Raw genomic sequence first — 23,454 nt, 5'->3', positions numbered from 1 at the left:
GAAGGTGCCAAAGAGACGGACAAAGGGTGTGCCGTGGGTATTCGGAAGTCGAGTAAGCGTCGGTTGGTAGCTATCGGTGCGGGCATGGCGCTCGTGTTCGGCGGGGCCTTCGCCGTCAGCATCGGGGTCGGCAACGCCGACGAGCGCCCGGCCGTGCAGGCCGGTGCGCCGAAGGAAGACTGCGGCGGCCTCGACCAGGCGCTGAAGAACAACCTGAACTTCATCGCCGGCCAGCGGCGCAACCCGGACGCGCTGTCCGACGCCCGGATCGCGAACCGGCAGGCCGTGGTGGACCTGATCCAGCAGCGCCGGGTCGTCGCCGGCTGCACCGCGAACGTGGTGGCCGACGGGGGCGACGCGGCCGCGGCCCCAGCCGCGCCCGCCGCCGACCCGGCCGCGCCCGCCGCCGACCCGGCCCCGGCCGCCCCGGCTGCGGATCCGTCGACCGCGGCCCCGGCCGGTGACGGCGACGTCGTGTGTCAGGGCAACACCGTGACGCTCTCGGGCGAGGACGGCGCCCCGGCCGCGTCGAGCAACCAGTTCCCGGTCGGTACCCAGCTGCGGGTCACGAACCTCGACAACAACAAGTCGGTCACCGTCCGGGTCACCGGGCCGTCGGGAAGCTGCGCGCTGCTCAACAACGCGGCGTTCGAGCAGGTCCGCGAGCCCGGCAAGTTCCTCATCCGGCGCGCGCTCATCGAACGCGTCGGCTGAGTTCTCCGTGCTCCCCCTCCGCCAAGGGGGACGGTCCCGCCTCGGACCCGGTTCCCGCACCGGGTTCGAGGCGTACGACCTGTAAGCCGACGGTCTCGACGACGAGCGGAATCGCGGCGACGGCCTGCCGGTCGAGGCCCTTGGCGGCCTCGCCCAGTTCGTCCCAGGAGACCAGGTCCGGGTGCTGCCGGGACACCGCGTCGCGCCGCTCGCCGAACGTCCAGCCGAGACTCGTCCGGCTGCGGACCCAGCGGTCGTGCTCGAGCCTCGCGAGCCGCTCGAGTTCGTCGCCCTGGTACGCGAACGGTTCGGCGTTCGTCGTCGTCGGGGCCAGCACGCAGCCGATCGACCGCAGCTTCGGCCCGAGGTCGGCGGCCTGGGCCCGGTTCGACGCCAGCAGGTCGGGGGAGAGGCGGTCCCACGGGGCCATCGACGGGTTGGTCTCGACGGTCTCGCCCCGCGCCGCACAGGCCCGGACGTACGCGTCGTGGATCGCCCGAGCCATCCGCTCGCCGGCGCCCAGCCGCAGGTCGTCCAGCGCGTAGACCTCGTTGGTCACGTTGAACAGCGAGATCCACCGGCGGGCCGGATCGCCCGCCGAGTCCCCGGCCGCGGCCGTCGTGACCAGGTCGAGCGAGATCCCCGGCGTCGTCACCGCGACGACGACGTGGGGCGCGCGCCGAGCGTCGTGCAGGGCCGAGCGGACCTTCGCGCCGCGCCGGATCGCCTCGTTGTCGGAGCCGGCGAACACGTACACGAACGTCGGCACGGCCGGGGTGCGGGCGGCCCGCTCGGCGGCCAGCTCGCGGATCCCGCGGTCGAACGGCGCCGCCCCGACCCGCAGCGCGGTCGTGTGCGTGGCCGCCGTCCAGGCCCGCCCGTCCCCGGTCGGGTCCAGCACCCGGACGTCGAGCGCCGGGCCGTCGAGCGCGGGGACGTCGAGCACCCGGACGTCGAGCGCGGGGCCGGCCGGGGCACGGACGGCGCGCCACCACCCGGCCAGCGCACCGAGCATCGTGCCGACGATCGGCCCGTCGGCGACCACCGCGACGAGCGGCGTCCCGTCCGACGTGTCCGGCGGGTGCGTCGCCAGCAGCCGGCGGGCGATCCGGTCGAGCGGGTTGAACAGTTCGAGCCGCAGGTCGTCGGAGTGCGAGATCTCGCGGGCGATCAGCGAGGCGTAGAGCGATTCGTCGTCGATCTGGCCGTAGAAGACCGGGCCCTTCTGCCGTCCCGGGATGTCGGCCAGGAGGTTCGCGACGACGACCGCGGCCTGGGCGTTCGCGGTCCCGTCGTCGGAGAGCGCGAACACCTCGGCGGCGACGTGGGCCCGGGCCCGGCGCAGCGCGGCCGCGTCCCACGGGTTGCCGGGGATCCAGCGCACGTGGCGCAGGAGGTCGGCCGCGCTCGGCGCCTCCCGCGCGACCAGCACCACGCGGCGCCGCCGTGACCGGCGCCAGCGCCGGCGGGCGGCCGGGTCGGCCAGCAGCCCGGCGACGACCGCGCCCACCGCCGGCTCGCTGCCGAACACCACCGCGTGCCCGCGGGCGGTCCGGGCCCGGACCGCCTCGAGCTGCCGGGCGATCACCGACTGGGCGGTGACGAAGATCAGGTACGCGGCCGTGGCCGGAGCCAGGAACCGGGCGATCTGGAGCGTGACCGGCAGCGTGGCCCCGGCCTCCACCGGGTCGGAGTCCAGCACGAACATCTGCAGGTCGTAGTACAGCACGTCGACGACGCTGGTCCGGAAGCCGCCGCCGGCCCGGTTGACGTCGGCGATGTGCTGGGGCAGCCCGACGAACCCGAGGACGAACGCGGCGATCGCCGCGAGGCCGACGCCGACCCGCACCGGGAACGAGACGGCGACGCCGCCGTTCAGCCGCGCGTCGGTCTCGGTCGTCACCCCTCCAGTTTCGCAGGGGTCCTCAGGGGACGGCGACGATCGTCGTGATCCGTACCAGCGACGGTGCCCGGGGCGTCGAGCCGAATCCGAACCGGACCGGCGGGTCGATCGGGGCGAGTCCACCGAGGTCCGGGCCGTCGGCGGACACGATCGGGTACAGGTCGCGGGCCCCGTACCACTCGTACCGGCCGTTGCCCGCGCTGCCGTGGGTCCGGACGCCGGGCAGGACGAGCCGGGCCGGCAGATCGATCAGCCGGATCCAGGCCGGGGTACGGGCCAGCACCGGCGGCACCACGCGCAGCAGCTGCCCGAGCGGGCTACGACGCCCGGTCGTGAATCCGAACCGCAGCGGCCCGGCCTCGACGCTCCACCGCGACCCGGTCCGCGTGACGTCGACCGGGACGACCCGGACGGCGTCGAACCGGTACGTCGCCGCGACGAACTCGGCCAGCTCGGACGTCGCCGCGTAGAGCGTCCGCAGGCCGGTGGCGTCCTCGACCATGACGTCGGAGACGGGTCCGAACGGCGAGCCGGGCCAGTGACCGAGGACCAGGCGGGTGCCGCTGGCCGAGCCGAGTCCGGCAATCCACCCATCGAACCGCAACCGTTGCATACCTTAGGGATAACATCCGGCGCATGGGTCGGCCTGTTTACCTGGACTGCGACACCGGCATCGACGACTCGATGGCGATCGCCTACCTGATGGCCCACCCGGGCGTCGACCTGGTCGGCGTCGGCACGGTCTTCGGCAACATCGACGCCCACCGGGCCGCCCGGAACACGCTCGACCTGCTCGCGCTGGGCGGGCACGACCACGTGCCGGTGGCCGTCGGCGCGGAGAAACTGCTGGCCGGGGCCTGGCCGGGCGGTGCCGCGCACGTCCACGGCGACAACGGCATCGGCGGGGTCGACCTGCCGCACTGCGGCCGGGAGCCGGTCTCGTCCGCGGCCGACCTGCTGATCCGGCTGGCCCACGAGCACGAGGGCGACCTGCGCGTGCTCGCGATCGGGCCGCTGACCAACCTGGCCCGGGCGGTCGACCGCGAGCCCGCGCTGCCGTCGCTGGTCGAGAGCGTCGTCGTGATGGGCGGAGCGGCGAAGTCGCCGGGGAACGTCACGCCGGTGGCCGAGGCCAACATCTTCAACGATCCGCAGGCGGCGGCCCGGGTGCTGGACGCGGGCTGGCCGCTGACGCTGGTGCCGCTCGACCTGACCTTGGAGAACACGCTGGAGGAGTCCGATCGGGCGGTCCTGCTGGGTGCTGCGCAGCCGGTCCCGCGCGCGGTCGGCGCGATGCTCGACGTCTACTTCAGCTTCTACACCGGGACGTACGGACGACGCTGCGCGGCGCTGCACGACCCGCTGGCGGCGGCGATCGCGGCCGGTGGGGTCACGCCGACGCTGGCCCCGGCGGTCCAGATCGTGGTGGACGAGACCGACGGGCCCGGGCGCGGTCAGACGATCTGCGACCTGCGCGGCGAGCGGGTCGGCTACCCGGCCCAGCCGACCGCGCGGAACCGGCTGGTACTGGAGATTTCCGCCCCGTTCGCGCCGCATCTGATGGAAGTGTTGACGAGCCGGTAGGCGCCGGTGGCAGTGGACCCCTCCCACACTGCCACCGGCGCCGGCTTCACCAAGGCTGACCCGAACCGGGGTGCTCGGTCATCACGTGATCACGTGATTTCAGCCGGTCGCGGGCCCGGCATGCGGCCGGGCGGCGCGCGTCCTCGTAGGAGTCCAGCGCGGTGTGCCCGGCGAGCACGGCCGCCAGCGCCACGGCGTCGGCGATGCTCAGCGACGCGTCCTCACTCGGCGGCGAGAACCAGTGGGCCGCCTCGCCGGCCAGGAACGCCGGGCCCCGCCGGTACGTCGTCGCGACCGGCAGCGCGTCGTCCCACTGGACGACGTCGAGGATCTCGGCGGCGGCCAGCCGGTCGCCGAGCGCGGCCCGGAGCAGTGCGACGGGGTCGGTCGGGATCGCGTCACCGGCGGCGACCCGGAGCCGGACGACCTGAACGGTCTGGTCCTGGCCGGCGGTGCGGTAGTAGATCGAGCAGTGCGGGACCGGGTCGGGCAGCCCGTCCAGCGGGATGCCCAGGCACTGCCGGACCGTGCTGCGGGCCCCGTCGCACCCGGCCAGGTACCGGGCCTCGAGAACGTGCCGCACCCCGGCCGCCCGGTCGAGCGCGACCGCGCGCACCCCCTCGCCCGGGGCGAGCAGACCGGTGAACGTCCAGCCCGGGCGGAGGCCGACGAGGGGATGGCCGGCGGCCGCGGCGCGCAGCGAGGCGGCGAGGCCGCCGGACAGGTCGACGCCGATCCTCCGCAGAGCGGCGACGCTCGGGTCGTCGAGCAGGGCCGGCTCGGGCCGCGCGGGGGCGGCCGTGGCCCGGTCGAGCACGACGCTGGGCACGCCGTGCCGGGCCAGCTCCAGCGCCAGGAACGCCCCGGTCGGACCCGCGCCGACGATCAGCACGGTCATATCGGGTCTCCTCGACGAGCTGGTCTACGCCCGCCCATGCTCGCGGCGCCGACCGCTCCGCACCATCACGAGTTCACGTGATCCGGGGGGAGCTGCGGGATGTCGGCCCGGTAGAGGCTCACCAGCAGCCCGTACTGCTCCCCGGACGCTCCGCCGTGCTCACCCCCGGCGAACTGCTCACCCCCGGCGAACCGCTCGCTCCCGGCGAACCGCTCCACGTCGGCGACGAGGGCCTCGGCCTGCGCGGTGGTCAGCCGGACGTGGCGCAGGACGGTGAGCTCCGGGCCGCCCGGCAGCATCTCGCCGAGTGCGGCCCGCACCAGGAACTCCCCGCCGACCGGCGCGTCGGCGGCGAACCGCAGCGCGCCGCCGGACGGCTCGTAGTACTGCTCGGTGCCCCCGCGCACCCGTCCGGTGTGGGCCGGGCGGACCAGGCCGGCGTCGACCAGCACCCGCACGTGGTACCCGACCGTGCCCTTCGTCGACCCGACCGCCTCGGCGAGCTGCGCGAGCGTCGCCGGGCGCTGTCGCAGGGCCATCAGCAGCCGGTGCCGGAGCGGATGGCTCAGCGCTTTGAACTGCGCGGGTTCGCGGAGGACCAGCTCGCCGTCGGCCATCGGGCAAGTGTCCAAATTCTTCGCCACTTTTTCAACCTTGCGTAAGCGACGAGAATCCTCGACGCTTGCGCCATGGACGATCTGATCGCGCCCGCGCTCGTCGACTACCTCGAAGCCCACGCCACCGCCGAGGACGAGATCCTGCGAGACCTCGCCGCTGCGACGCGCGAGCAGTTCCCGGGTGCGGCCGGCATGCAGGTCTCGGCCGACGAAGGACGCCTGCTGACGCTGATCACGCAGCTGACCGGCGCGCGCACCGCGGTCGAGGTCGGCGTGTTCACCGGGTACTCCGCCCTGTGCATCGCCCGCGGCCTGCCCGCCGACGGGCACCTGCTGGCCTGTGACGTCTCCGACGAGTGGACGTCGCTGGCCCGCGTCTACTGGAAGCGCGCGGGCGTCGACGACCGGATCGACCTGCGGATCGCCCCGGCGATCGACACGCTGCGGGCGCTCCCCGGCGACCCGGTGATCGACCTCGCGTTCGTCGACGCCGACAAGCCCGGCTACCGCGACTACTACGCCGAACTCGTGCCCCGGCTGCGGCCCGGCGGCGTCCTGTTGCTGGACAACGTCCTGATGGGAGGCCGGGTGCTCGACGCGCACTCCACCCATCCGATGCGTGCCCTCAACGACGACGTGGTCCGCGACGACCGCGTCGACTCCGTCATGCTCCCGGTCCGCGACGGCGTCACGCTCGTCCGGAAGCGCTAGAGCTCAGCGGAACCTCGACCCGACGCAGCAGCCACGGCGTCCCCAGGATCACCACCCCGGCCAGCGCGATCGCGGCCCGCGGTCCGGTCGCCGCGGCCACCACACCCCCGAGCGCGCTCAGCCCGGCGATCGACCCGCTGCTCCCGATCGACCAGGCGGTCAGCGCCCGCGCCACCAGCTCCGGCGGCGCCTGCTCGAGCCGGTACGTGGCCAGCACCGGCGTGTACAGGCTCATGCCGACGATGATCGCCAGCTCGACCCCGATCACCGTGACCAGCCCGGCCACCCCCGGCCGCACGAACGCCAGCCCGAGCAGCGGGACCGCCCGCAGCGTCCCGACCACGACCAGCACCCGCCGCCGGCCGAACCGCTCCACCACCGGCCGGGCCAGGCGCGACCCGATCAACCCGCCGACGCACGGCGCCGCGAACGCCAGCCCGTACTGCCACGGCGCGAACCCCAGGTCACGGAGGAGAAGCACGGCCAGCAACGGCTCGGTCGCCATGATCAGGCCCGCGACCAGGAGCTGGTTGACGAACAACCGTCGCAGCACGGGATGTCCGGCCAGGAACCGGAACCCACCGAGCACGTCGGCCCGGCCCGAGGACTCCGGCCGCCCCCCGGCCCCGGCCGCGGTCAGGCAGAGCGCCGACAACCCGTAGCTGCACGCGTCCGCCACCACGGTGACGACCGGCCCGAACACCCCGATCGCCGCCCCGCCGAGCGGCGGCCCCACCGCGATCGAGCTCCACGTCGTCGATTCGAACCGCGCGTTCGCCACCAGCAGGCCGTCCGGCCGGACGACCGCCTTCAGGTACGCGCCCGCCGCCGCGTTGAACGCGATCTTCCCCGCCGCCATCACCACGGCGACGCCCACCAGCTGGACGTACGACAGCCGGTGCAGCGCATACGCGATCGGCACCGTGAGCAGCACCGCGAACCGGGCCAGGTCCGTCGCGATCATCACCGGACGCTTGCGCCGGCGCTCCACCCACGGCCCCAGCGGCACCGCGATCAGCGCCCCCACCGCGGGCGCCACCGCCGAGAGCGCCGACACCGCGGCCGGCCCCTCGTGCAACACGAGCACCGCGATCAGCGGGAACGCGCCGAAGCCGAGCCCCGACCCGTACGCGCTGACCGCGAACGACGCCCACAGCCACCGGAACTGCCGCCCCAGATCCACCGGGCGATCCCACCGCCCGGGGCCGTGCGGGTTCAAACAACGGTGGCCTCGGCGCGCCACAACCGGATGTTGTATTGCTAGGTCCGTGGATCTCCAGGCCGTCCGGACGTTCGTGGCCGCCGTCGACATCGGCCAGTTCCAGGACGCGGCCGCCGCGCTCGGCGTCACCCAGCAGGCCGTGTCCAAACGCGTCGCCGCCCTCGAGCGCGACCTGCACGTCGTGCTGTTCACCCGCACCCCGCGGGGCGTCCGGCTGACCGTCGACGGCCAGGCCTTCCTGCCGCACGCCCGCGAGCTGCTCCGCGTCGCCGACCGCGCCGACGCGTCGGTCCGCCCCGGCCGGCGCGCGTTGCGCGTCGACGTCCACAGCCGGCGCATCGCGCCTGCCGGGGTCCTGCAGGAGTTCCACCGTCAGCATCCGGACGTCGATCTGGACGTCGTGACGATGCTGGACGCGAACGTGAACGCGGCGGCCGAGGCCGTCGCCGCGGGCACGATCGACGCGACGTTCCACGCGGTGCGAGGCGCGTTGGCGCCGCCCCTGACCGCGGCGCGGGTGATCGACGACGCGCACCAGCTGCTGGTGGGGCCGGATCATCCGTTGGCGTTCGCGGGCTCGGTCTCCGTGTCGGAGCTCGCCGGACATCGGCTCTGGATGCCGGGGCTCGCGCCGGAGACCGAGTGGACCGACTACTACGACGAGCTGGCCGCGGCGTTCGGCCTGACGATCGACGTGGCCGGGCCGGTGTTCGGGTACGAGGCCCAGCTGGCCGAGATCGCCGCGACGGCGCAGCTGGCGACGCTGGTCGGGGAGGGGTCGCGGTACCTGTGGCCGGACAGCTTCGGCCTGCGCCGGATCCCGATCCGGAACCCGACGCCGATCTACCCGATGTCGCTGATCTGGCGCGCCGACAACCCGCACCCGGGCCTGGCCCTCCTGCGGGACCATCTCGCGTCCGGCCGCGGAGATCGGCGGTCCGAAGATGTGTGGATGCCGAGTTGGGTGGACCGAATCGGGTAGGAATGGGCAGATGAACAGCTTCGCGCGGGCGGTAGTGGCCGGCGGACTGGTGTGCGCGATCGCGGCGTGCTCCACGGACGGGCGGGCCGACGACAGCCCGCCCAAGCAGACCGTGCCCCCGTCCGCGTCGGTGGCCGACGCCGACGTGCCCGCGCTGACCGCCACGTCGGTACGGCCGCTGGCCGGCAACGGCGACGACCCGTTCGACCGGACCCGCACGCTGCAGGCCCCGCCCGGCTGGACGGTCACGGTCTGGGCCCGGGTGACCGGCGCCCGCCTCCTGGCCTGGACGCCCGACGGCCGGCTGCTGGTGTCCCGCCCGTCGGCGGGCGAGGTCGTCGAGCTCGTGCCGGGGGCCGGCGTACCGGCCCAGCGGACCTTGGTGCGCGGGCTGAACCAGCCGCACGGCCTGGCGTTCGCGGGGAACACGCTGTACGTGGCCGAGAGCGACCAGGTCGACTCGTTCGTCTACCGCGCCGGTGCGGTGTCGGGCCGGCGGGTCGTGGTCTCCGGGCTCCCCGACGCGAAGAGTCCCGAGCTCGGCGGGCACTACGCGCACGCGCTGAAGAGCGTCGCGATCGGCCGGGACGGCGCGCTGTACGTGTCGGTCGGCTCGACCGGCAACATCTCGGCCGAGGACCGCGACGCCGACCCCGAGCGGGCGACGATTCTGCGGGTGCCCCCGGGCGGCGGCAAGCCCGCCGTGTTCGCCCGCGGCGTCCGCAACGGCACCGGTCTGGCGATCGCCCCCGACGGCGCGGTCTGGACCGCGGTGAACAACCGGGACAACATCGAGTACCCGCACCCGGGCCGCGACCAGGGTGAGGTGCTGCAGGAGTACGTCAACGACCACCCGCTGGAGCCGCTGGCCCGCCTCACCCAGGGCCGCGACCTCGGCTGGCCGTACTGCAACCCGGACCCGGACCTGAAGCTCGGCGACAAGGACTCGCCGCTGAGCTACACCCGCCGCCCGTTCGTCCGGGACGTCCAGACGAACGCCGACGGGTCGAAGCTGGACTGTGCGTCGCTGGCGCCGGTCGAGCAGGGGATGGGCGCCCACTCGGCGCCGCTGGGGCTGAGTTTCGCGCCGGGCCTGGGTGGAGGCTACGGGCCGGGTGCGCTGGTCGGGATCCACGGCTCGTGGAATCGTCACCCGCCCCGCCCGCCCGAGGTCTCGTTCTTCGCCTGGCGGGGGAACACGCTCGGCCCGCAGCAGACGCTGCTGACCGGTTTCCAGAATCGCGACGGCTCGCGGTGGGGCCGCCCGGTGATGGCCGTGCAGGGCCCGGACAAGGCGCTGTACGTCAGCGACGACAAGGCCAACGCGGTGTACCGCGTGGTGCCGACGTAGTCACGCGCCCATCGCCGCCCGCCCGGCTCCAGCCAGCCGAACAAACGCGTCGCGGTGCGGGTGGTCGTCCGGCAGCACCGCGATCACGTCGCTGAGCGTGCGGACGAACGCGCCGAACCGGTCGGGGAGTTCCGGACGCGGGACGAGTGCCGCGGCCTCGGCCAGTCGTTGCTCGCCCTCGGCGAGCCGGCCACGGTAAGCCAGCGCGGTGGCCAGGTCCAGGAGCTTCCACTCATCCGTGCGTTCGGGGTCGACCACCTCCGCGGTGGCGACGTGGAAGAGCCGCGTGAACTCGGTGTTCGCGGCTTCGGCGAGGGCCGGGTCGGTAGTGCTCAGCATCAGCGAGATCAGGGCCGCGTTGCCCAGCGGGTAGGAGTCGGCCCGGTCGATGCGGCTCGCGCGTAGGTAGGCGTCGCGGGCCTCGCGGAGCATCGCCCGATCGATGCTGCCGTCCGGGCGCATCGCCGCGCGCCGGCGTCGGCCGCCGAGGTTGGACCAGGTCTCGCTGTGGTGCGGATCGAGGTCGAGCGAACGCTCGAACGCGGTGCGCGCTTCGTCCAGGCGCTCGGCCTTGGTCAGCGCGACGCCGAGCAGTCGCCAGGCCTCGGCCGACCCCGGCTGCAGGCGGGTGGCCTGATCGAGCCGCTCGATCGCGAGGCCGAAGCGCCCTTCGCGTCGGTGAAGGTCGCCCAGCGCCAGGTGCGCGCGGAAGTTCCGCGGGCTCTTCGTGATCGCTTCCTCGAGGAAGCGACGCCCCTGATCCTGCGGGGTGTCGGGCGCGAGCGCGGCCTCGACCAGCTCTTCACCGCGCTCCTCCTCGAGCTCGCGGATGCGGCTGCGGAGCCTGTCGACGTCCGCACGGCTGGTGGTGTAGAGATCCGGAATCAGCACCCGGATGAGGCTGTCGATCTCGTCGTCGCGCTGGGTCTGGATGATCTTGTCGACGACCCGTTGCCGAGCCGTCTTCAGTACGCCCGGCTCCTTCCCGTAGCGGATCGCCTTGGCCGTCTGGACGTTGAACCGGAGATCCTCGGTGATCGACTGGCAGACGATGATCGTGACGCGGTCCCGGAGCGCCCAGCGGACGCCGAGCTCCAGATAGACGTTCGGGTTCGCGCCGGTGAGGTCGGCGATGTAGACGTCGGCGTGAAGGGCGCTGGTGTACATCTCCTTCTGCCCGGAGACGCCGCGATCGCTCTTCGCCTCCACTTTCAGGGTGACCGGGCGAGTGAGCTGCGAACACGCTCAGCGGAGCCGGGAGCGTTGCGTCCATGTCGGCATCATCGCTGAGGGGTGCTGCTTGCGTCTGGCTCTCGGGTGGGGAGGTCTCGGGCGACTACGGTGGCCAGGGCTACTCGGCTTTGGATCGTCCACTTGGCGAAGATCTTGCGGAGGTGGCTGTCGACGGTGTGGCGGGACAGGTGCAGGTGGGCCGCGACTTGGTGGTTCGTCAGCCCGTCGGCCACCAGTAGGGCCACCCGCCGCTCGGCCGGCGACAGCCGCTCCAACGCCGACCCGATCGACACCGACCCGTCGTCCGCGCTTGGGTGGTCCGGGTCTGCTTCGAGTGAGACGCCCGCGTGGGTTGCGGCCCGGCCGCTCGTCGGGGCCGTGGCGTTCGCGGGGCTGGTGAGCGATCGGCGGAGGCGGTGGGCTCCGCAGGCGGAGGCGAGCGCCAGCGCCTCGGCGCGCCACGCCTCCGCCCCCGACTCCGACTCCGACTCCGACTCAAAGCCGACCAGGTCACCCGCATCCGCCGAGGCACCCGCATCCGCTGCGGCGGCCGCGTCCGCCAGGGCGGTGGCGAGGGCCAGGCGCCGGGGCGTTCGGCGGAAGGCTTCGATCGCGGTCCGCAGCGCGGACAGGTCCCGGTTGAGCAACCCGGCCGCATGAGCCGCCCCACCAACCAGCCCCGCCAACCCGCCTCGATCCACCCCCGGATCCACCCCGGCGCCGTTCGCCGAGCCGGGCCGGTCGGCCTCGGGCCGCGGCGCGTTGCGGGCGGCCACCGCCGCGGCGGTTCGGGCTACCACCTCCGCGCGCTCGACATCGCCACCCTCCACCAAGATCCGCACCAGGGTTGCGGCCGCACCCGGATCCTGGGCTATCAGCACCGGCCGCTCCGGCAGGCCGTCGACCAACGGCCCGAGCACCTCGAGAGCACCGCCCACATCCCCCACCGCCGCCAGCACCAACCCCCTCGGATACTCGACATCCTCCGGAGCGGCGCTCATGCCGCCGGCCACCAGCGCCTCCATCCGGCCGCGGTACTCGACCGCCGCGTCCACCGCGCCCCGCTCCACGGCCACCCGCACCAACGTCCCCAGCAGCGGCAACGCCAGCTGGTGAGACCCCAACCGCTCCGCTACCGCGACCCCCGCGTTCGCCTCGGCCACGGCATCCTCGAGCTCACCCCGGGCCAGCAGCACCGCCGCCCCGTAGTAGTGCCACAGGGGCGCCGACCAGCCCGTCCCCAGCCGATCCGACTCGTCCCGCCCGCGTTCGATCTCCCGCGCCGCCTCGTCCAGCCGATCCAGCTCGGTCAGCGCGGCGGCCAGCCAGATCCTCGGATGCCGCTGCAGCGCCTCTCCACCGACCTCGTCGGCCAGCGCCGTCGCCACCTCGGCGTGGCGCAGCGCACCGCCGAGATCGCCGCGCGCCTGCGCGACCAGACTCCTCGCGCACAGCCCGAACACCGACGCGCCGGGCTCCCCGACGGCGCGCCCGATCACGTCGGCCTGCTCGCCGGACCGGTCCGCCCCGGCCAGGTCCCCGGTGTACACCTGGGCGTGCGCGCGGATCGCGTACAACCGCGCGGCCAGCGCGTCCCCATCAGTGTGCCGAAGCCCCTGATCGGCGTACCCGACCGCGGTCGCGTTGTGCCCGGCGTGCTTGAACGCCTCGGCCAGGCCGAGGAGCAGCCGTGCCTCGGTCGGCCGGTCGAGTCCGGCGCGCAGCGCCGCGCGACCGAGGTCGCGGGCCTGGTCCAGGCGCCCGGCCGCGGCCAGGAGGCCGACGGCCTCGGCCACCAGCGCCGTCCGTCCCGGCCCGTGCTCCCCGAGGACGTCCAACGCGTGGACGAGCAGGTCAGCGGCGGTGCTGGGTGCCATCGCGGCGACGTCGGCGGCCGCCGCCCGGAGCTCGTCGACGGCTTCGCGCCGACCGTCGCGGCCGCCGGACAGCAGGTGTTCGGCGATCTCCATCGGCGGCCGTCCGTCGGCGCGGGCGATCGTCGCCGCCTCGCGGTGCAGCACGACCGCGACCGCCTCACCGAGCGTGCTGTGGACCGCGCGCCGAACCAGATCGTGCACGAACGTCAGCACGCCACCGGCGTCGGTCAGCAGCGACGCGGAGACCGCCAGCTCGATCAGCGGCACCAGCTCGGCCGGCCGCCGCCCGAGCAACCGCGCGACCTCGCCCAGCCCGAAAGGACGGCCGAACACCGCACTCGAACGCACCACCGTACGGGGGTCGTCCGGCAACTGATCCAGCACCTGACGCACCATCGCGACGAACGACGACGGCAACTCGGTGCCGACGACCGTCGCCACCCCGTCCGCGATCACCAGCTGATCCGTCACCCGCAACGACCGCATCAGCTGCGTCACCTGCAGCGGACTGCCCCCGAACCCGGACGCCAGCGCGAGCACGGTGCTGTCGACCTCGGCGTCGAGGACCTGCGCGCAGAGCGCGCCGACCGCGTCCTCCGGGAGGCCGCCGAGCACGACCTCGTCCGCGCCCTCCTGGCGCAGCCAGGAGACGACCTGCTGTCCCGGGGTCCCCTCCGGTTGCGGACGACGAGCCAGCAACCACCGCACCGGGGACGACGCGAGCGCGGGCACGAGCTGACGGATAGCGAGCGCGCTGAACTCGTCGATCCACTGGGCGTCGTCGATCGCGACGACCAGCGGACGCTCGGCCGCGCTGGTTTCCAGCGACGCGCCGAGCCGTTCGAGCGTCCGGAACGTGTTCCCGGACTCGCCCGGCAGCCAGCCGAACGACGCCGACGGCGGGTCGCAGTTCCGCAGCGCGGACGCCAGCGAGATCAGCGGCACCGCACGGTCGAGCTCGAACGCGCGCCGGGTCGCGACGGTCGTCCCGCGCTCGCGGGCCCGGCGGATGACCGCGTCGAGCAGGTACGACTTGCCGATGCCGGCCGGGCCGGTCACGACCGTGCAGCCGCCGACGCCGTCCGCGAGCGTGGCGTCGAGCGCGTCCAGCTCGCGCTCGCGTCCGATCGGAGCGGTCACGATCAGCAATTCTCTTTCCCGTCGGCGGTCCCGTCCGCCAGCCGTTCGGCTAGCCGGCGGCGCGTTACGGTCAGACAATGACGGACGCGATGAGCCGGTCCGGCCGTCCGGCACGTAGTACCGATGTGGAGCTAAGGGTGCGGCGGCGATCGCCGGAGGAGCGGTACCGGGAGGGGCGTCGGCTCGACCTCCTCGGGCACGAGGGGCCGTCGACGCCCCTGTACGAGGAGGCCGCCGCCGCGGGGTACGGGCCGGCCTGCAACGAGCTGGGCAAACAGCGGATCCGGGCCGGGAGGACGATCGAGGGCCTGCAATGGCTGCGCAAAGCCGTCGAGGCCGGGGTGCCGGAGGCGTCGCTCAATCTGGCCGCCGTGTACACCCGGCGCGGGCAGGCCGCGAAAGCGTCCGAATACCGGGACCGGGCCGAACCGGGCCTGCGGGCCGCGGCCGACGCGGGTGACCTGACGGCCGCCCTCGGCCTGCGCCGGCTGTACCGGGACCGCGGGGACGCGGACGCGGCCGACGCGGTCCTGGCCTCGGCCCGCGCGCACGCCGAGACCAGCCCGGATCCGGACGTCTGGTGCGCGTTCGGCGCGCTGCTGGACGACGCCGAGCGGGTCGCCGAAGCGGTCGAGTGGTGGCGGCGGGCGGCCGAGGCCGGCCACCCCGAGGCGATGTACCTGCTCGGGCTCGGCCTGCACGACCTGCGGGACCCGGCCGCGGAGGAGTGGCTCGAGCGGGCCGCACGCAGCGAGAACGCGTACGCGATGGGGTCGCTGGCCCAGCTCGCGCTGGCCCGGGGCGACGAGGGGACGGGCGAGCGGTGGCTGCGCCGGGCGGCCAAGGCCGGGTTCTCCGGAGCGATGACGAACCTGGCCGTCCTGTACCGCGAGCGGGGCGACACCGCGGCCGCCGTGCGCTGGTACACCGAAGCGATGAACGCGGGCGACCCGAACGCGGAACACGAGCTGCAGGCCCTAGTGTCGGGATCGTGACCGCCGACCAGATTCGTGGACAGATCCTCACCGGCCAGTTGCAGCCGGGCGACGAGGTGCCGGCCATCGAGGAGCTGCAGCGGGAGGGCTGGACCGAAGGCACGCGCGTCCGGCGCCGGCCGGACTCCGTCGTGCGCGACCTGGCCCGTCCGATCCCGGACGTGACCGAGGTCGCGGGCCGGCTGGCCGCGCAGGGCTCGCCGGTCGACGAGGTGATCGAGTCCGTCCGGGCCGCGCTGCCGACGCCCGAGCAGGTGGCGACGCTCGACGTTCCCGCCGGTCTGCCGGTGCTGCTCGTGCGTCGTGAGTTCTGGTCGGACGGCGACCTGGTCGAGTGGACCGAGTTCGTGCTGCCGGGGGAGTCCACCGAACTGCGCTACGCGCTGCCGACGTGATCCCGTCCGACCGGGAGATCGAGGACCTGCACCGGCGCTACGCGCCGACCCCCGAGGCGTTCGACCTGGTCTTCACCCATTGCCGGATCGTCCGCGACCTCGCCCTCCAACTGCTTCCGGCGGACGCCGACGTGGACGCGGAGCTGGTGAACGCCGGAGCGTTGCTGCACGACGTCGGTGTGTACCGGCTGCAGGGCGCGGCGTACATCCGGCACGGGATCCTGGGCGACGCGCTGCTCCGGTCGCTCGGGCTGCCCGACCGCCTGTGCCGTATGTGCTCGCACCACACCGGCGTCGGCCTGACCGGCGCCGACGTCGTCGCGCAGGAGCTGCCGTTGCCGGTGGCGGACTACCTGGCCGAGACGCCGGAGGAGGAACTGGTCATGTACGCCGACAAGTTCCACAGCAAGAAGTCGCCGCCGGTGTTCGTCTCGGCCGACACCTACACGGCGACCGTGGCCCGGTTCGGGGAGGAGAAGGCGACCCGCTTCAAGTTCCTGCGGAGCCGGTACGGAGACCCGGATCTGGCCGGGTTGGCGACTGTCTACGGCCACGCGACGATCTGATCACCGCAGTAGGACGTCGAGCGTGTCGAGTAGTTCCCGCCGTCCCGGAAGGCGGGCCAGGTACTCGTCGCCGAGCAGCTGACGGTGGGCCGCGTGCAGGAACGGCACGGCGAAGATGAGCGTCGCGACCGCGTCCGGGTCGACGTCGGCCCGGACCGCCCCGGCCTTCTGGGCGCCCCGCACGTAGGCGCTGAGGATCTGGATGCCCCGGTGCGCGCCCATGTCGTTGGCGGCCAGGTGGTCGACCAGTGCGGCGCGCAGATCGGCGTCCGACTGGGCGGCGATCATCGAGGTCAGCGTGCGGTCGAGGAAGCTCTCGACCAGCCCGGTGAACCGGTCGAGCACCGCGCTCACGTCGTCGCCGTGCAGTTCGCCGTCGTTGAGCGCCTTCAGCTCGGAGAGCGCGTCCTCGATGACCGCGGTGAGCAGGCCGGCGCGGTCGCTGAAGTGGTAGAACACGCTGCCTTCGGAGACCCCGGCCCGCTGGGCGACCTCCTTCGTGGTCAGCCGGCTGGCCCCGCGCTCGCGCAGGATCTGCAGCGCGGCCCGCAGGATCGCCTCGCGCCCGCCCGACGGGGGACGCCCGCGGCGCACACCGGTGCTCGTCATGCCGGAAGTCTAGGGGTCATTTCCTGAGTTGACACTCAGATATGTTCGGCGCCATGCTGAGTGCACACTCAGGAAATGGAGCGCCCCATGAAACTCGCGATCCTCGGCGCGACCGGCGGTGTCGGCTCCGCGCTGGTCACCCAGGCGATCGAGCGCGGTGACGACGTGACCGCGGTGGTCCGGTCGCCCGAGCGGTTACCGGCCGGCGTCCGCGGCGTCCGGATGGACTTCGCGACGGCCACCGGTCCCGAGCCGCTCGGGCCCGCGTTCGCCGGGGCCCACGCGGTGCTGTGCGCGCTGGGCCCCCGCTCCAGGGCCGAGGCCGGGGTGATGACGTCGGCGATCCGGCTCGTGCTCCCGGCCATGCGGACGGCCGACGTCCGGCGGCTGGTCGTGGTCAGCGCCGTCCCGGTGCCGACCGTGCCGTCCCCGGAGCGGCCGGATCCGCCGTCCCGTGACCCGGAGGAGGGCTTCATCATGCGCAACGTCCTCGGGCCGATCGTCCGGAAGGCGTTCTGGGACTCCTACCTCGACCTGGCCGAGATGGAGGACCTGGTGCGGGCCAGCGATCGGGCGTGGACGATCGTCCGGCCGCCGCGCCTGCTGAACAAGCCGCTCACCGGCCGGTACCGCACCCGGGTCGGCGCCAACGTGCGCGGCGGCCGCTCGATCCCGCGCGCCGACGTCGCCCACTTCCTACTGGCGACGATCGACCGCCCGGAGACCGTCGGCCAGACCGTCGGCATCGCCACCTGACCGGCTACAGGTAGCCCTCGCGGATGGCGTGGGCCACCGCGTGGGTCCGGTTCCGCAGCCGGAAGCGGGAAGTCACGCCGTGCAGCACGTTCTTGACCGTGCGTTCGGAGAACTCGAGTCGTTCGGCGATCTCCCTCGTCTCCAGGCCGTCGGCCAGCAGCCGCAGGACGTCCAGCTCGCGGTCCGTCGGCGGGTGCGCGCTGACCCGCGCTCCGGCTTCCCGCCGGAGCCTGAGCACGACGTCGACGAGCTGATCGACGGCGTCGCGCGGGAGGGCCCGATCGTGGCCGGCCGCGGTGCGGACCGCGTCGAGCAGGCCCTCCGGCGTGACCTGGTGCCGCAGCAGGATCACCGACACCCCGCCGTCGAGCGCGCGCAGCAGCTCCGGCTCCCGCACGCGGGGGACGACCAGCACGACGCGGCCGGTCCGGCCGAGCGCCCGCAGCCGACTCATGACCGGGCGGTCGACCCGCTCGGCGAAGAGCACCGCGACGCCGCCGTCGGCCTCACACAGCTCGACCAGCGGGCTGGACGTCAGGAAGTGAACGAGGCCGGCCACGATCAGCGGGTCGTCGCCGTGGACGCTGACCGGGATCCGGTCGGGTCCCGGCGTTTCGGGGGTCACACCGGTCTCAGGATCGGAAGAACTCCAGCAGGTCGGCGTTGATCGTGTCCGCGTGGGTCGTGGGCATGCCGTGCGGGAAGCCCGCGTACGTCTTCAGCGTGCCGTTCTTCACCAGCTCCACGGTCCGCGGTGCGGTGTTGGCGTAGACGACGATCTGATCGTCGTCGCCGTGCATGACCAGCACCGGGACGGTGATCTTCTCCAGGTCGGCGGTGAAGTCGGCGTGGGCGAACCCGTACACGCCGTCGTACTGGGCCTTGGCCCCGCCGGACATTCCCTGCCGCCACCAGTTGCGGATGATCGGCTCGGACGGTTCGACGCCCGGCCGGTTGAAGCCGTAGAACGGGCCGGCCGCGACCTCCTGGTAGAACTCCGGGCGGTTGGCGGCCAGCGCGGTCCGGAAGCCCTCGAACACCGAGGCCGGCAGCCCGATCGGGTGGGTGTCGTCCTGCATGACGTACGGGAGCACCGAGGAGATGAACACCACCTTGGCGACCCGGCTCTCGCCGTGCCGGCCCAGGTAACGCGCGATCTCGCCGCCACCGGTGGAGTGGCCGACGTGGATGGCGTCGTGCAGGTCGAGGTGCTCGGTCAGCGCGGCCAGGTCGTCGGCGTAGTGGTCCATGTCGTGGCCCTCGCTGCCCTGCGACGAGCGGCCGTGCCCGCGACGGTCGAGCGCGATCACCCGGTAGCCGTGGTCCAGGAAGAACAGCATCTGGGCGTCCCAGTCGTCGGACGACAGCGGCCATCCGTGGCTGAAGACGATCGGCTGACCGGTTCCCCAGTCCTTGTAGAAGATCTCGGTGCCGTCGGAGGTGGTGATGGTGGGCATCGGCTTCCTCGCTTCGCTCGCCGGTTCGTCGTCGTGATTGGACCCGACGAGCACGGAACAGATGCTGAACGAGGCGTTCCCTGGTTCTTCAGTGCGAGCGCGGCTTCTTCAGTGCGAGCTCGGCCAGGAAGTCGTCGGCTCGCCGGACGAACAGGTGGGCCTCGGCCGCGAGCGAGAGCGCGCGGGCGTCCTCGGCCGCGGCCCGGACCTCGTCGGCCGGGCGGCCGCGGGCCGCGAGCACCCGGGCGTGCATCAGCGCGATCAGACCGGCGGCGTCGCGCTGACCGGTCGCGTCCGCGATCGCGTCGGCGCGGTCGAGCGCCGCGGCCGCCTCGTCCGGCTCGCCCGCGGCCAGCCAGGCCTCGGCCAGCAGCCCGTACCAGGTGGCGGCGCTCGCGAGCGGCGGGTCGACGAGCCGCTCCTCGATCAGGTCGCGGGCCTCGGCGGCGGCCCGGCCGGGGTCGTCGCCGGTGACCGCTCCGGCCCAGCTCCGGGCCAGCCGCTGGTAGGTGCCGAGGAGGATCCAGGAGAACTCGAGGTCGGTGGCGATGCCCCGCTCCGCGGCCCGTAGCGCCCAGGCCGGATCGCCGACCGTCGCCGCGGTCAGCGCGGCCATGCCGGCCCAGATCGTGGTCGCCGAGCGATCGTCGCCCGCGTCGGCTTCCGCGGTGGCGAACAGGCGCCGGGCCGCGTCGACGTCGCCGTGCAACGCCGTCATCGTCGCGAGCCAGACCGGGACCTCGCGTTGCAGGCGTCGCTGGAGCAGCACCTCGTCGGGTTCGACGTCCTCCTCGGTCACCAGCCGGTAGGCCCGAGTCAGGGACCGGACGGCCTCGCCGCTGTGGCCGATCTCGTACTGGTGGACGCCCCAGGCGCAGGCGCCGTAGGCGCCGACGATCGGACTCCGCGAGCTCAGGCCCTGGTCGAGCATCTGCTGCGCCTGCCGGCCACTACGGCCGATGTCGACGCCCTGGGAGAACCGGATCCACTGCGAGTAGAGGAACTCGACGGCGTCCAGCTCGCGGCCGAGCGTCCGGGCGAGCGTCTCGGCCCGCTGCAGCAGCCGGAGGTCGGCGGCGGGGGAGCCGACGCGCATCCCGAGAAACGTCGTGAGCTGGGAGAGCGCGGCGAGCTCCAGTTCGGGCAGCCCCGCACCGCGGGCCACGTCGACGGCGGACAGCAGTTGTCGCTCGGCCGCCTCGAACGCGTACTTCATCGTTGCCCGGCGGCCCGCGCGGACCAGCGCGGCGGCCGTGCGGGCCGGATCGGCCAGCGGACCGGCCGACCAGAGGTGGTGGGCCAGCCGCTCGGCCACGGACTCGCCGTCCTGAGCCCCGTCTTCCAGGGCGTTCGCGATGCGCAGGTGCAGCCCGGGCTCCTGCCGGCGCGACGCCGCCACCGAGACCGACTCGCGGACCAGGTCGTGGGCGAACCGGTAGGAGAACGGATTCCCCGGGTCCGGGCCGAGCAGGCCCAGGGCCTCGACCGGCTCCAGCCGGTCGAGGCAGGCCTGCGCGGTGAGGTCCGCGGCCCGGGCGAGCAGGCGGAGGTCGACGTCGCGGCCGACGAGCGCGGCGATCTGCAGCAGGTCCCGGGCCGGTTCGTCGAGGCCGGCCAGCCGGCCCCGGACGATGTCCCGGACGGTGGAGGGCACCCCGGCCTCGGCGACCGCGTCCTCGGTCAGTTCGCCCTCGTCGGCCAGCAACCGGGCGAGTTCCCGGACGAAGAACGGGTTCCCCGCCGTTCGCAGCCGGATCCGCCGGACCGCGCCGACGTCGGGAAGCTGACCGGTCTCGCGCCGGACGAGTTCCGCGACCTCGTCCGGGCTGAGCGGGCCGAGCCGGATCCGACGGTGGCCCGGCACCCGGCTGGCCTCGGCCAGGACGCGGGTCAGCTCGCGATCGGGCAGCGGGGCCCAGTTGCGCAGAGTTCCGACGAGCAGGACGCCGGCCGGTAACCGGGCGGTGAGGTGCACGAACAGGTGCAGCGAGGCAACGTCGGCCCACTGCAGGTCGTCGATCACGACCATCACCGGCTGACGGGCCCCGGCCGCGGCCAGCGCGGTCGCGGCCTGCTCGAACAGGCGGAACTGGTCGTCGCTGCGCGGGAGGGCCGGGGTGCCGTCCCGGGTCTCGACGAGCCGGCCGAGGCTTCCGGCCAGCCACTTCTCCCGCTCGGCGGTGGGCAGGTGGTCGAGCACCGCGCCGATCGTGCGGACCCACGGCCACATCGCCGGAGTGCCGTCCCCCTCCAGACAGGAGCCCCAGACGACGAGCGCGCCGCGCTGGGCGGCCTCGCCCGCGGCCGCCTCGACCAGGCGCGTCTTGCCGACCCCCGGCTCGCCCTCGAGCAGCACCAGCGACGCGCCCCCGGTCCGGGCGGACTCCAGCCCCTGCCGGAGTACCGCGAGCTCCTCGGCCCGGCCGACGAGTCCGGGCGACGGCGTCGTGGCCCTCGTCGGCGGCTGGGACGGTAGCGACCGGGTCAACACGAACTGCTGTGCGTCCTGCAGGGCCCGGCCCGGGTCGACGCCGAGCTCCTCGGCCAGCCGGGTGCGCACCTGCTGGTACACCGCCAGCGCGTCGGCCTGACGCCCGGCCGCGCCGAGGGTCGTGACCAGCGCGGCCAGCACCGGCTCGTGCAGCGGCGCCATCGACGCGGCCAGCTGCAACGGCTGGGCCACCCGGTCGGGGGCCCCGAGCGCGACCGCGAGTTCGGCCGCCGCCGCGCACGCGTCGAGGAACTCGTCCTCCACCGCGGCGAACACCGGCATCGCCCCGGTCTCCCGGACGAATCCGTCGGCCACCGGCCCTCGCCACAGCCCGAGCGCCTCGGCGTAGGCGTCCAGCGCGGCCCGCGGCTCCGGGTCGGCCCGGGCGGCCTCGATCGACTCCCGGAACCGGACGACGTCGAGCACGTCCGGCCCGGCCGAGAACATGTAGCCGGCGCCCCGGCGCACGAGGTAGGACCCGGTGTCCCGGGCCGCGATCCCGGGTTCGAGCAGCCGCCGTAGCGCGCCGACGTACTTCTGGACGACGTTGACCGCGGTCGCCGGGGGATCCGCGCTCCACAGCATCGCGATCAACTCACCGGTGCCCACCGGCTGATTTGCCCGCGCGAGCAACAGCGCCAGCAGGTTCGCCTGTTTGCCGTGCCCGACGTTCAGCTCGACGCCGTCCCGCCAGATGCGCAGTGGGCCCAGGATCCGCAGGCGGAGCGAACGAGCCACGCGACCTCCCCCAGGACCCTTTCGTGGCGGGATTGCCCGACCGGGCAACCGGGTTCACAGTGGCCTGCCGGTCGCGGAGGGTCAACCACCTTGCCCGGCTCTTCGGTAAGTAGTAACTTACCGTTCGTCATGACGAACGCTTCCGCAATGCTCACCGCGCTGGGCGACCCGTCCCGGCAGGCGATCCTCGATCGCCTGTCGACCGGGCCGCTGTCCGTCGGGCAACTGGCCGACGAGCTGCCGATCAGCCGTCCGGCGGTCTCCCAGCATCTGAAGGTTCTCAAGGACGTCGGCCTGATCTCCGACCGGCAGGAGGGCACCCGCCGGATCTACCAGGTCGACCCCGAGGCACTAGCGCAACTGCGACGGCATCTCGACGGTTTCTGGGAGCGGTCCCTGGCCGCGTTCGCCCGTCGCGCGGCCCGGACCGAGGAACACGATCGGAGCAATGACGATGACTCAGACCATTGACACGGTGAGCCGCGAGGTCACGGTGGACGTCGACCCGGACACCGCGTTCCGGATCTTCACCGCCGACATGACCTCGTGGTGGCCGGCCGACCATCACATCGGTTCCGCGCCGATCGAGCAGATCGTCGTGGAACCCGAGGAGGGCGGCCGCTGGTACACCCGGCACACCGACGGGAGCGAGACCTCCACCGGGTTCGTGACCGTCTGGGACCCGCCGGCCCGGTTCGTCGTGACCTGGCAGATCGGTGCCGACTGGAAGTTCGATCCCGACCTCGTCACCTCGGTCGAGGTCCAGTTCCACCCGGTCGACGGCGGGCGCACCCGCGTCGTCCTGGAACACCGCGATCTGGACGCCTACGGCGCCGACGCCGAGGCGATGCGCAAGACGTTCGAGGACCCGGGCGCGTGGAGCGCCACGCTGGCGGCGTTCGCGAACGGCACGGCGCGATGAAGTACGTCGTGTCGTACGAGTCCGCCGACAACGTGGCCGAGCGGGCCCCGGAGCATCTTCCTGCCCACAAGGCCCGGCTGGACGAGTACCACGGGCGCGGGGACCTGCTGATGATCGGCGTGTTCGCCGATCCGCAGGCCGACGGATCGATGGCGATCTTCCGGAGCCGCCAGGCGGCCGAGGACTTCGTGGCCGGTGATCCGTTCGTGCTGAACGGCGTGGTTCGGGGGTACACGATTCGGGAGTGGAACGAGATCCTCGTCCCCGAGTAGCGTTTCCTACTATCTCGGTCG

23 protein-coding genes are annotated in these 23,454 nt (G+C 73.5%); 12 read left to right on the top strand and 11 right to left on the bottom strand.

Annotation, left to right across the window (positions count from 1 at the left end; all coding sequences use genetic code 11):
• Positions 1-84 precede the first annotated feature (84 nt).
• On the top strand, positions 85-714 hold the full coding sequence (locus tag FL583_RS01150) for an RlpA-like double-psi beta-barrel domain-containing protein (protein WP_142702531.1): 630 nt from the start codon (positions 85-87) through the stop codon (positions 712-714).
• Here FL583_RS01150 and FL583_RS01145 read toward each other — a convergent pair.
• Positions 695-2,617 carry a RyR domain-containing protein gene (locus FL583_RS01145; RefSeq protein ID WP_142702530.1) on the bottom strand — a complete coding sequence of 641 codons (1,923 nt, stop codon included), beginning with the start codon at positions 2,615-2,617 and terminating at the stop codon, positions 695-697. The two genes, FL583_RS01150 and FL583_RS01145, sit on opposite strands and share 20 nt — an antisense overlap.
• Positions 2,618-2,639: 22 nt before the next feature.
• Positions 2,640-3,230, bottom strand: a complete 591-nt coding sequence (locus FL583_RS01140; RefSeq protein ID WP_142702529.1) for a hypothetical protein — start codon at positions 3,228-3,230, stop codon at positions 2,640-2,642.
• Positions 3,231-3,253: 23 nt separating this feature from the next.
• Between FL583_RS01140 and FL583_RS01135 the strand changes: the two genes are divergently transcribed.
• On the top strand, positions 3,254-4,201 hold the full coding sequence (locus FL583_RS01135) for a nucleoside hydrolase (RefSeq protein ID WP_142702528.1): 948 nt from the start codon (positions 3,254-3,256) through the stop codon (positions 4,199-4,201).
• Positions 4,202-4,247: 46 nt separating this feature from the next.
• Here FL583_RS01135 and FL583_RS01130 read toward each other — a convergent pair whose 3' ends face one another.
• Positions 4,248-5,099 (bottom strand): FAD-dependent monooxygenase, encoded by an 852-nt coding sequence (locus FL583_RS01130; protein WP_142702527.1) that lies wholly within the window; start codon positions 5,097-5,099, stop codon positions 4,248-4,250.
• Between the two features lie 65 nt (positions 5,100-5,164).
• Entirely contained in the window at positions 5,165-5,716 is a 552-nt protein-coding gene (locus FL583_RS01125) for an ArsR/SmtB family transcription factor (protein ID WP_142702526.1), read from the bottom strand.
• 72 nt (positions 5,717-5,788) lie between these two features.
• Here FL583_RS01125 and FL583_RS01120 point away from each other — a divergent pair, with 72 nt between their 5' ends.
• Positions 5,789-6,427 (top strand): O-methyltransferase, encoded by a 639-nt coding sequence (locus FL583_RS01120; protein WP_142702525.1) that lies wholly within the window; start codon positions 5,789-5,791, stop codon positions 6,425-6,427.
• On the opposite strand, the gene FL583_RS01115 is transcribed toward FL583_RS01120, so the two are convergent.
• Complete coding sequence (locus tag FL583_RS01115; RefSeq protein ID WP_420843108.1) at positions 6,405-7,604, bottom strand: MFS transporter; 1,200 nt, start codon at positions 7,602-7,604, stop codon at positions 6,405-6,407. The genes FL583_RS01120 and FL583_RS01115 overlap by 23 nt on opposite strands.
• Positions 7,605-7,695: 91 nt before the next feature.
• Here FL583_RS01115 and FL583_RS01110 point away from each other — a divergent pair, with 91 nt between their 5' ends.
• Both FL583_RS01110 and FL583_RS01105 read left to right on the top strand, forming a co-directional pair.
• On the top strand, positions 7,696-8,631 hold the full coding sequence (locus FL583_RS01110; RefSeq protein WP_142702523.1) for a LysR family transcriptional regulator: 936 nt from the start codon (positions 7,696-7,698) through the stop codon (positions 8,629-8,631).
• A 10-nt stretch (positions 8,632-8,641) separates the two neighbouring features.
• Entirely contained in the window at positions 8,642-9,982 is a 1,341-nt protein-coding gene (locus FL583_RS01105) for a PQQ-dependent sugar dehydrogenase (RefSeq protein ID WP_142702522.1), read from the top strand.
• On the opposite strand, the gene FL583_RS01100 is transcribed toward FL583_RS01105, so the two are convergent.
• Positions 9,983-11,191 carry a tetratricopeptide repeat protein gene (locus FL583_RS01100; RefSeq protein ID WP_142702521.1) on the bottom strand — a complete coding sequence of 403 codons (1,209 nt, stop codon included), beginning with the start codon at positions 11,189-11,191 and terminating at the stop codon, positions 9,983-9,985. It abuts the gene before it with no gap.
• A gap of 71 nt (positions 11,192-11,262) precedes the next feature.
• Complete coding sequence (locus FL583_RS01095) at positions 11,263-14,232, bottom strand: helix-turn-helix transcriptional regulator (protein ID WP_205751752.1); 2,970 nt, start codon at positions 14,230-14,232, stop codon at positions 11,263-11,265.
• 137 nt (positions 14,233-14,369) lie between these two features.
• On the opposite strand from FL583_RS01095, the gene FL583_RS39870 reads away from it, so the two are divergent.
• From FL583_RS39870 to FL583_RS01085, 3 genes are read left to right on the top strand one after another with little or no spacing between them, the layout of a single operon-like run.
• A complete protein-coding gene (locus FL583_RS39870; protein WP_170323427.1) occupies positions 14,370-15,227 on the top strand; it encodes a tetratricopeptide repeat protein in 858 nt (285 codons plus the stop codon).
• On the top strand, positions 15,224-15,622 hold the full coding sequence (locus FL583_RS39865) for a UTRA domain-containing protein (RefSeq protein ID WP_170323426.1): 399 nt from the start codon (positions 15,224-15,226) through the stop codon (positions 15,620-15,622). Before FL583_RS39870 ends, FL583_RS39865 begins: the two co-directional genes overlap by 4 nt.
• On the top strand, positions 15,619-16,188 hold the full coding sequence (locus tag FL583_RS01085; RefSeq protein ID WP_142702519.1) for an HD domain-containing protein: 570 nt from the start codon (positions 15,619-15,621) through the stop codon (positions 16,186-16,188). The genes FL583_RS39865 and FL583_RS01085 overlap by 4 nt, the downstream gene beginning before the upstream one ends.
• On the opposite strand, the gene FL583_RS01080 is transcribed toward FL583_RS01085, so the two are convergent.
• Complete coding sequence (locus FL583_RS01080) at positions 16,189-16,797, bottom strand: TetR/AcrR family transcriptional regulator (protein ID WP_142702518.1); 609 nt, start codon at positions 16,795-16,797, stop codon at positions 16,189-16,191.
• An 87-nt stretch (positions 16,798-16,884) separates the two neighbouring features.
• Between FL583_RS01080 and FL583_RS01075 the strand changes: the two genes are divergently transcribed.
• Positions 16,885-17,553, top strand: coding sequence for an NAD(P)-dependent oxidoreductase (locus tag FL583_RS01075; RefSeq protein ID WP_142702517.1), 669 nt, complete (start codon positions 16,885-16,887; stop codon positions 17,551-17,553).
• Between the two features lie 4 nt (positions 17,554-17,557).
• On the opposite strand, the gene FL583_RS01070 is transcribed toward FL583_RS01075, so the two are convergent.
• The 3 genes from FL583_RS01070 to FL583_RS01060 all read right to left on the bottom strand — a co-directional run bounded on the left by FL583_RS01070 (position 17,558) and on the right by FL583_RS01060 (position 22,239).
• Positions 17,558-18,178 carry a response regulator transcription factor gene (locus tag FL583_RS01070; RefSeq protein ID WP_142702516.1) on the bottom strand — a complete coding sequence of 207 codons (621 nt, stop codon included), beginning with the start codon at positions 18,176-18,178 and terminating at the stop codon, positions 17,558-17,560.
• Between the two features lie 7 nt (positions 18,179-18,185).
• The gene (locus FL583_RS01065) at positions 18,186-19,010 is read right to left on the bottom strand and encodes an alpha/beta fold hydrolase (RefSeq protein WP_142702515.1); all 825 of its coding nucleotides are present in this window, start codon (positions 19,008-19,010) and stop codon (positions 18,186-18,188) included.
• A gap of 88 nt (positions 19,011-19,098) precedes the next feature.
• Positions 19,099-22,239 carry an ATP-binding protein gene (locus tag FL583_RS01060; protein WP_205751751.1) on the bottom strand — a complete coding sequence of 1,047 codons (3,141 nt, stop codon included), beginning with the start codon at positions 22,237-22,239 and terminating at the stop codon, positions 19,099-19,101.
• Positions 22,240-22,368: 129 nt separating this feature from the next.
• Here FL583_RS01060 and FL583_RS01055 point away from each other — a divergent pair, with 129 nt between their 5' ends.
• Genes FL583_RS01055 through FL583_RS01045 form a run of 3 tightly spaced genes read left to right on the top strand, consistent with a single transcriptional unit; the run spans position 22,369 to position 23,433 of the window.
• Positions 22,369-22,710: an ArsR/SmtB family transcription factor gene (locus FL583_RS01055; protein ID WP_170323425.1), complete on the top strand. Its 342-nt coding sequence runs from the start codon at positions 22,369-22,371 to the stop codon at positions 22,708-22,710.
• Positions 22,694-23,161 carry an SRPBCC family protein gene (locus tag FL583_RS01050; protein ID WP_142702514.1) on the top strand — a complete coding sequence of 156 codons (468 nt, stop codon included), beginning with the start codon at positions 22,694-22,696 and terminating at the stop codon, positions 23,159-23,161. Before FL583_RS01055 ends, FL583_RS01050 begins: the two co-directional genes overlap by 17 nt.
• Complete coding sequence (locus tag FL583_RS01045; RefSeq protein ID WP_142702746.1) at positions 23,158-23,433, top strand: YciI family protein; 276 nt, start codon at positions 23,158-23,160, stop codon at positions 23,431-23,433. The genes FL583_RS01050 and FL583_RS01045 overlap by 4 nt, the downstream gene beginning before the upstream one ends.
• The last annotated feature ends 21 nt before the right edge of the window (positions 23,434-23,454 follow it).

It is taken from the genome of Cryptosporangium phraense (assembly GCF_006912135.1).
Taxonomy (GTDB): domain Bacteria; phylum Actinomycetota; class Actinomycetes; order Mycobacteriales; family Cryptosporangiaceae; genus Cryptosporangium; species Cryptosporangium phraense.
Note: the sequence above shows the minus strand (reverse complement) of the source record. Positions and strands in the feature narration are given on the sequence as shown.

What these genes read in the sequence shown, in the direction of transcription:
- FL583_RS01150 (WP_142702531.1), top strand. Translation starts at nt 85, where the DNA reads ATGGCGCTCGTGTTCGGCGGGGCCTTCGCCGTCAGCATCGGGGTCGGC.
- FL583_RS01140 (WP_142702529.1), bottom strand. Translation starts at nt 3,230, where the DNA reads ATGCAACGGTTGCGGTTCGATGGGTGGATTGCCGGACTCGGCTCGGCC.
- FL583_RS01135 (WP_142702528.1), top strand. Translation starts at nt 3,254, where the DNA reads ATGGGTCGGCCTGTTTACCTGGACTGCGACACCGGCATCGACGACTCG.
- FL583_RS01130 (WP_142702527.1), bottom strand. Translation starts at nt 5,099, where the DNA reads ATGACCGTGCTGATCGTCGGCGCGGGTCCGACCGGGGCGTTCCTGGCG.
- FL583_RS01125 (WP_142702526.1), bottom strand. Translation starts at nt 5,716, where the DNA reads ATGGCCGACGGCGAGCTGGTCCTCCGCGAACCCGCGCAGTTCAAAGCG.
- FL583_RS01120 (WP_142702525.1), top strand. Translation starts at nt 5,789, where the DNA reads ATGGACGATCTGATCGCGCCCGCGCTCGTCGACTACCTCGAAGCCCAC.
- FL583_RS01105 (WP_142702522.1), top strand. Translation starts at nt 8,642, where the DNA reads ATGAACAGCTTCGCGCGGGCGGTAGTGGCCGGCGGACTGGTGTGCGCG.
- FL583_RS01080 (WP_142702518.1), bottom strand. Translation starts at nt 16,797, where the DNA reads ATGACGAGCACCGGTGTGCGCCGCGGGCGTCCCCCGTCGGGCGGGCGC.
- FL583_RS01075 (WP_142702517.1), top strand. Translation starts at nt 16,885, where the DNA reads ATGAAACTCGCGATCCTCGGCGCGACCGGCGGTGTCGGCTCCGCGCTG.
- FL583_RS01065 (WP_142702515.1), bottom strand. Translation starts at nt 19,010, where the DNA reads ATGCCCACCATCACCACCTCCGACGGCACCGAGATCTTCTACAAGGAC.
- FL583_RS01055 (WP_170323425.1), top strand. Translation starts at nt 22,369, where the DNA reads ATGACGAACGCTTCCGCAATGCTCACCGCGCTGGGCGACCCGTCCCGG.
- FL583_RS01050 (WP_142702514.1), top strand. Translation starts at nt 22,694, where the DNA reads ATGACTCAGACCATTGACACGGTGAGCCGCGAGGTCACGGTGGACGTC.
- FL583_RS01045 (WP_142702746.1), top strand. Translation starts at nt 23,158, where the DNA reads ATGAAGTACGTCGTGTCGTACGAGTCCGCCGACAACGTGGCCGAGCGG.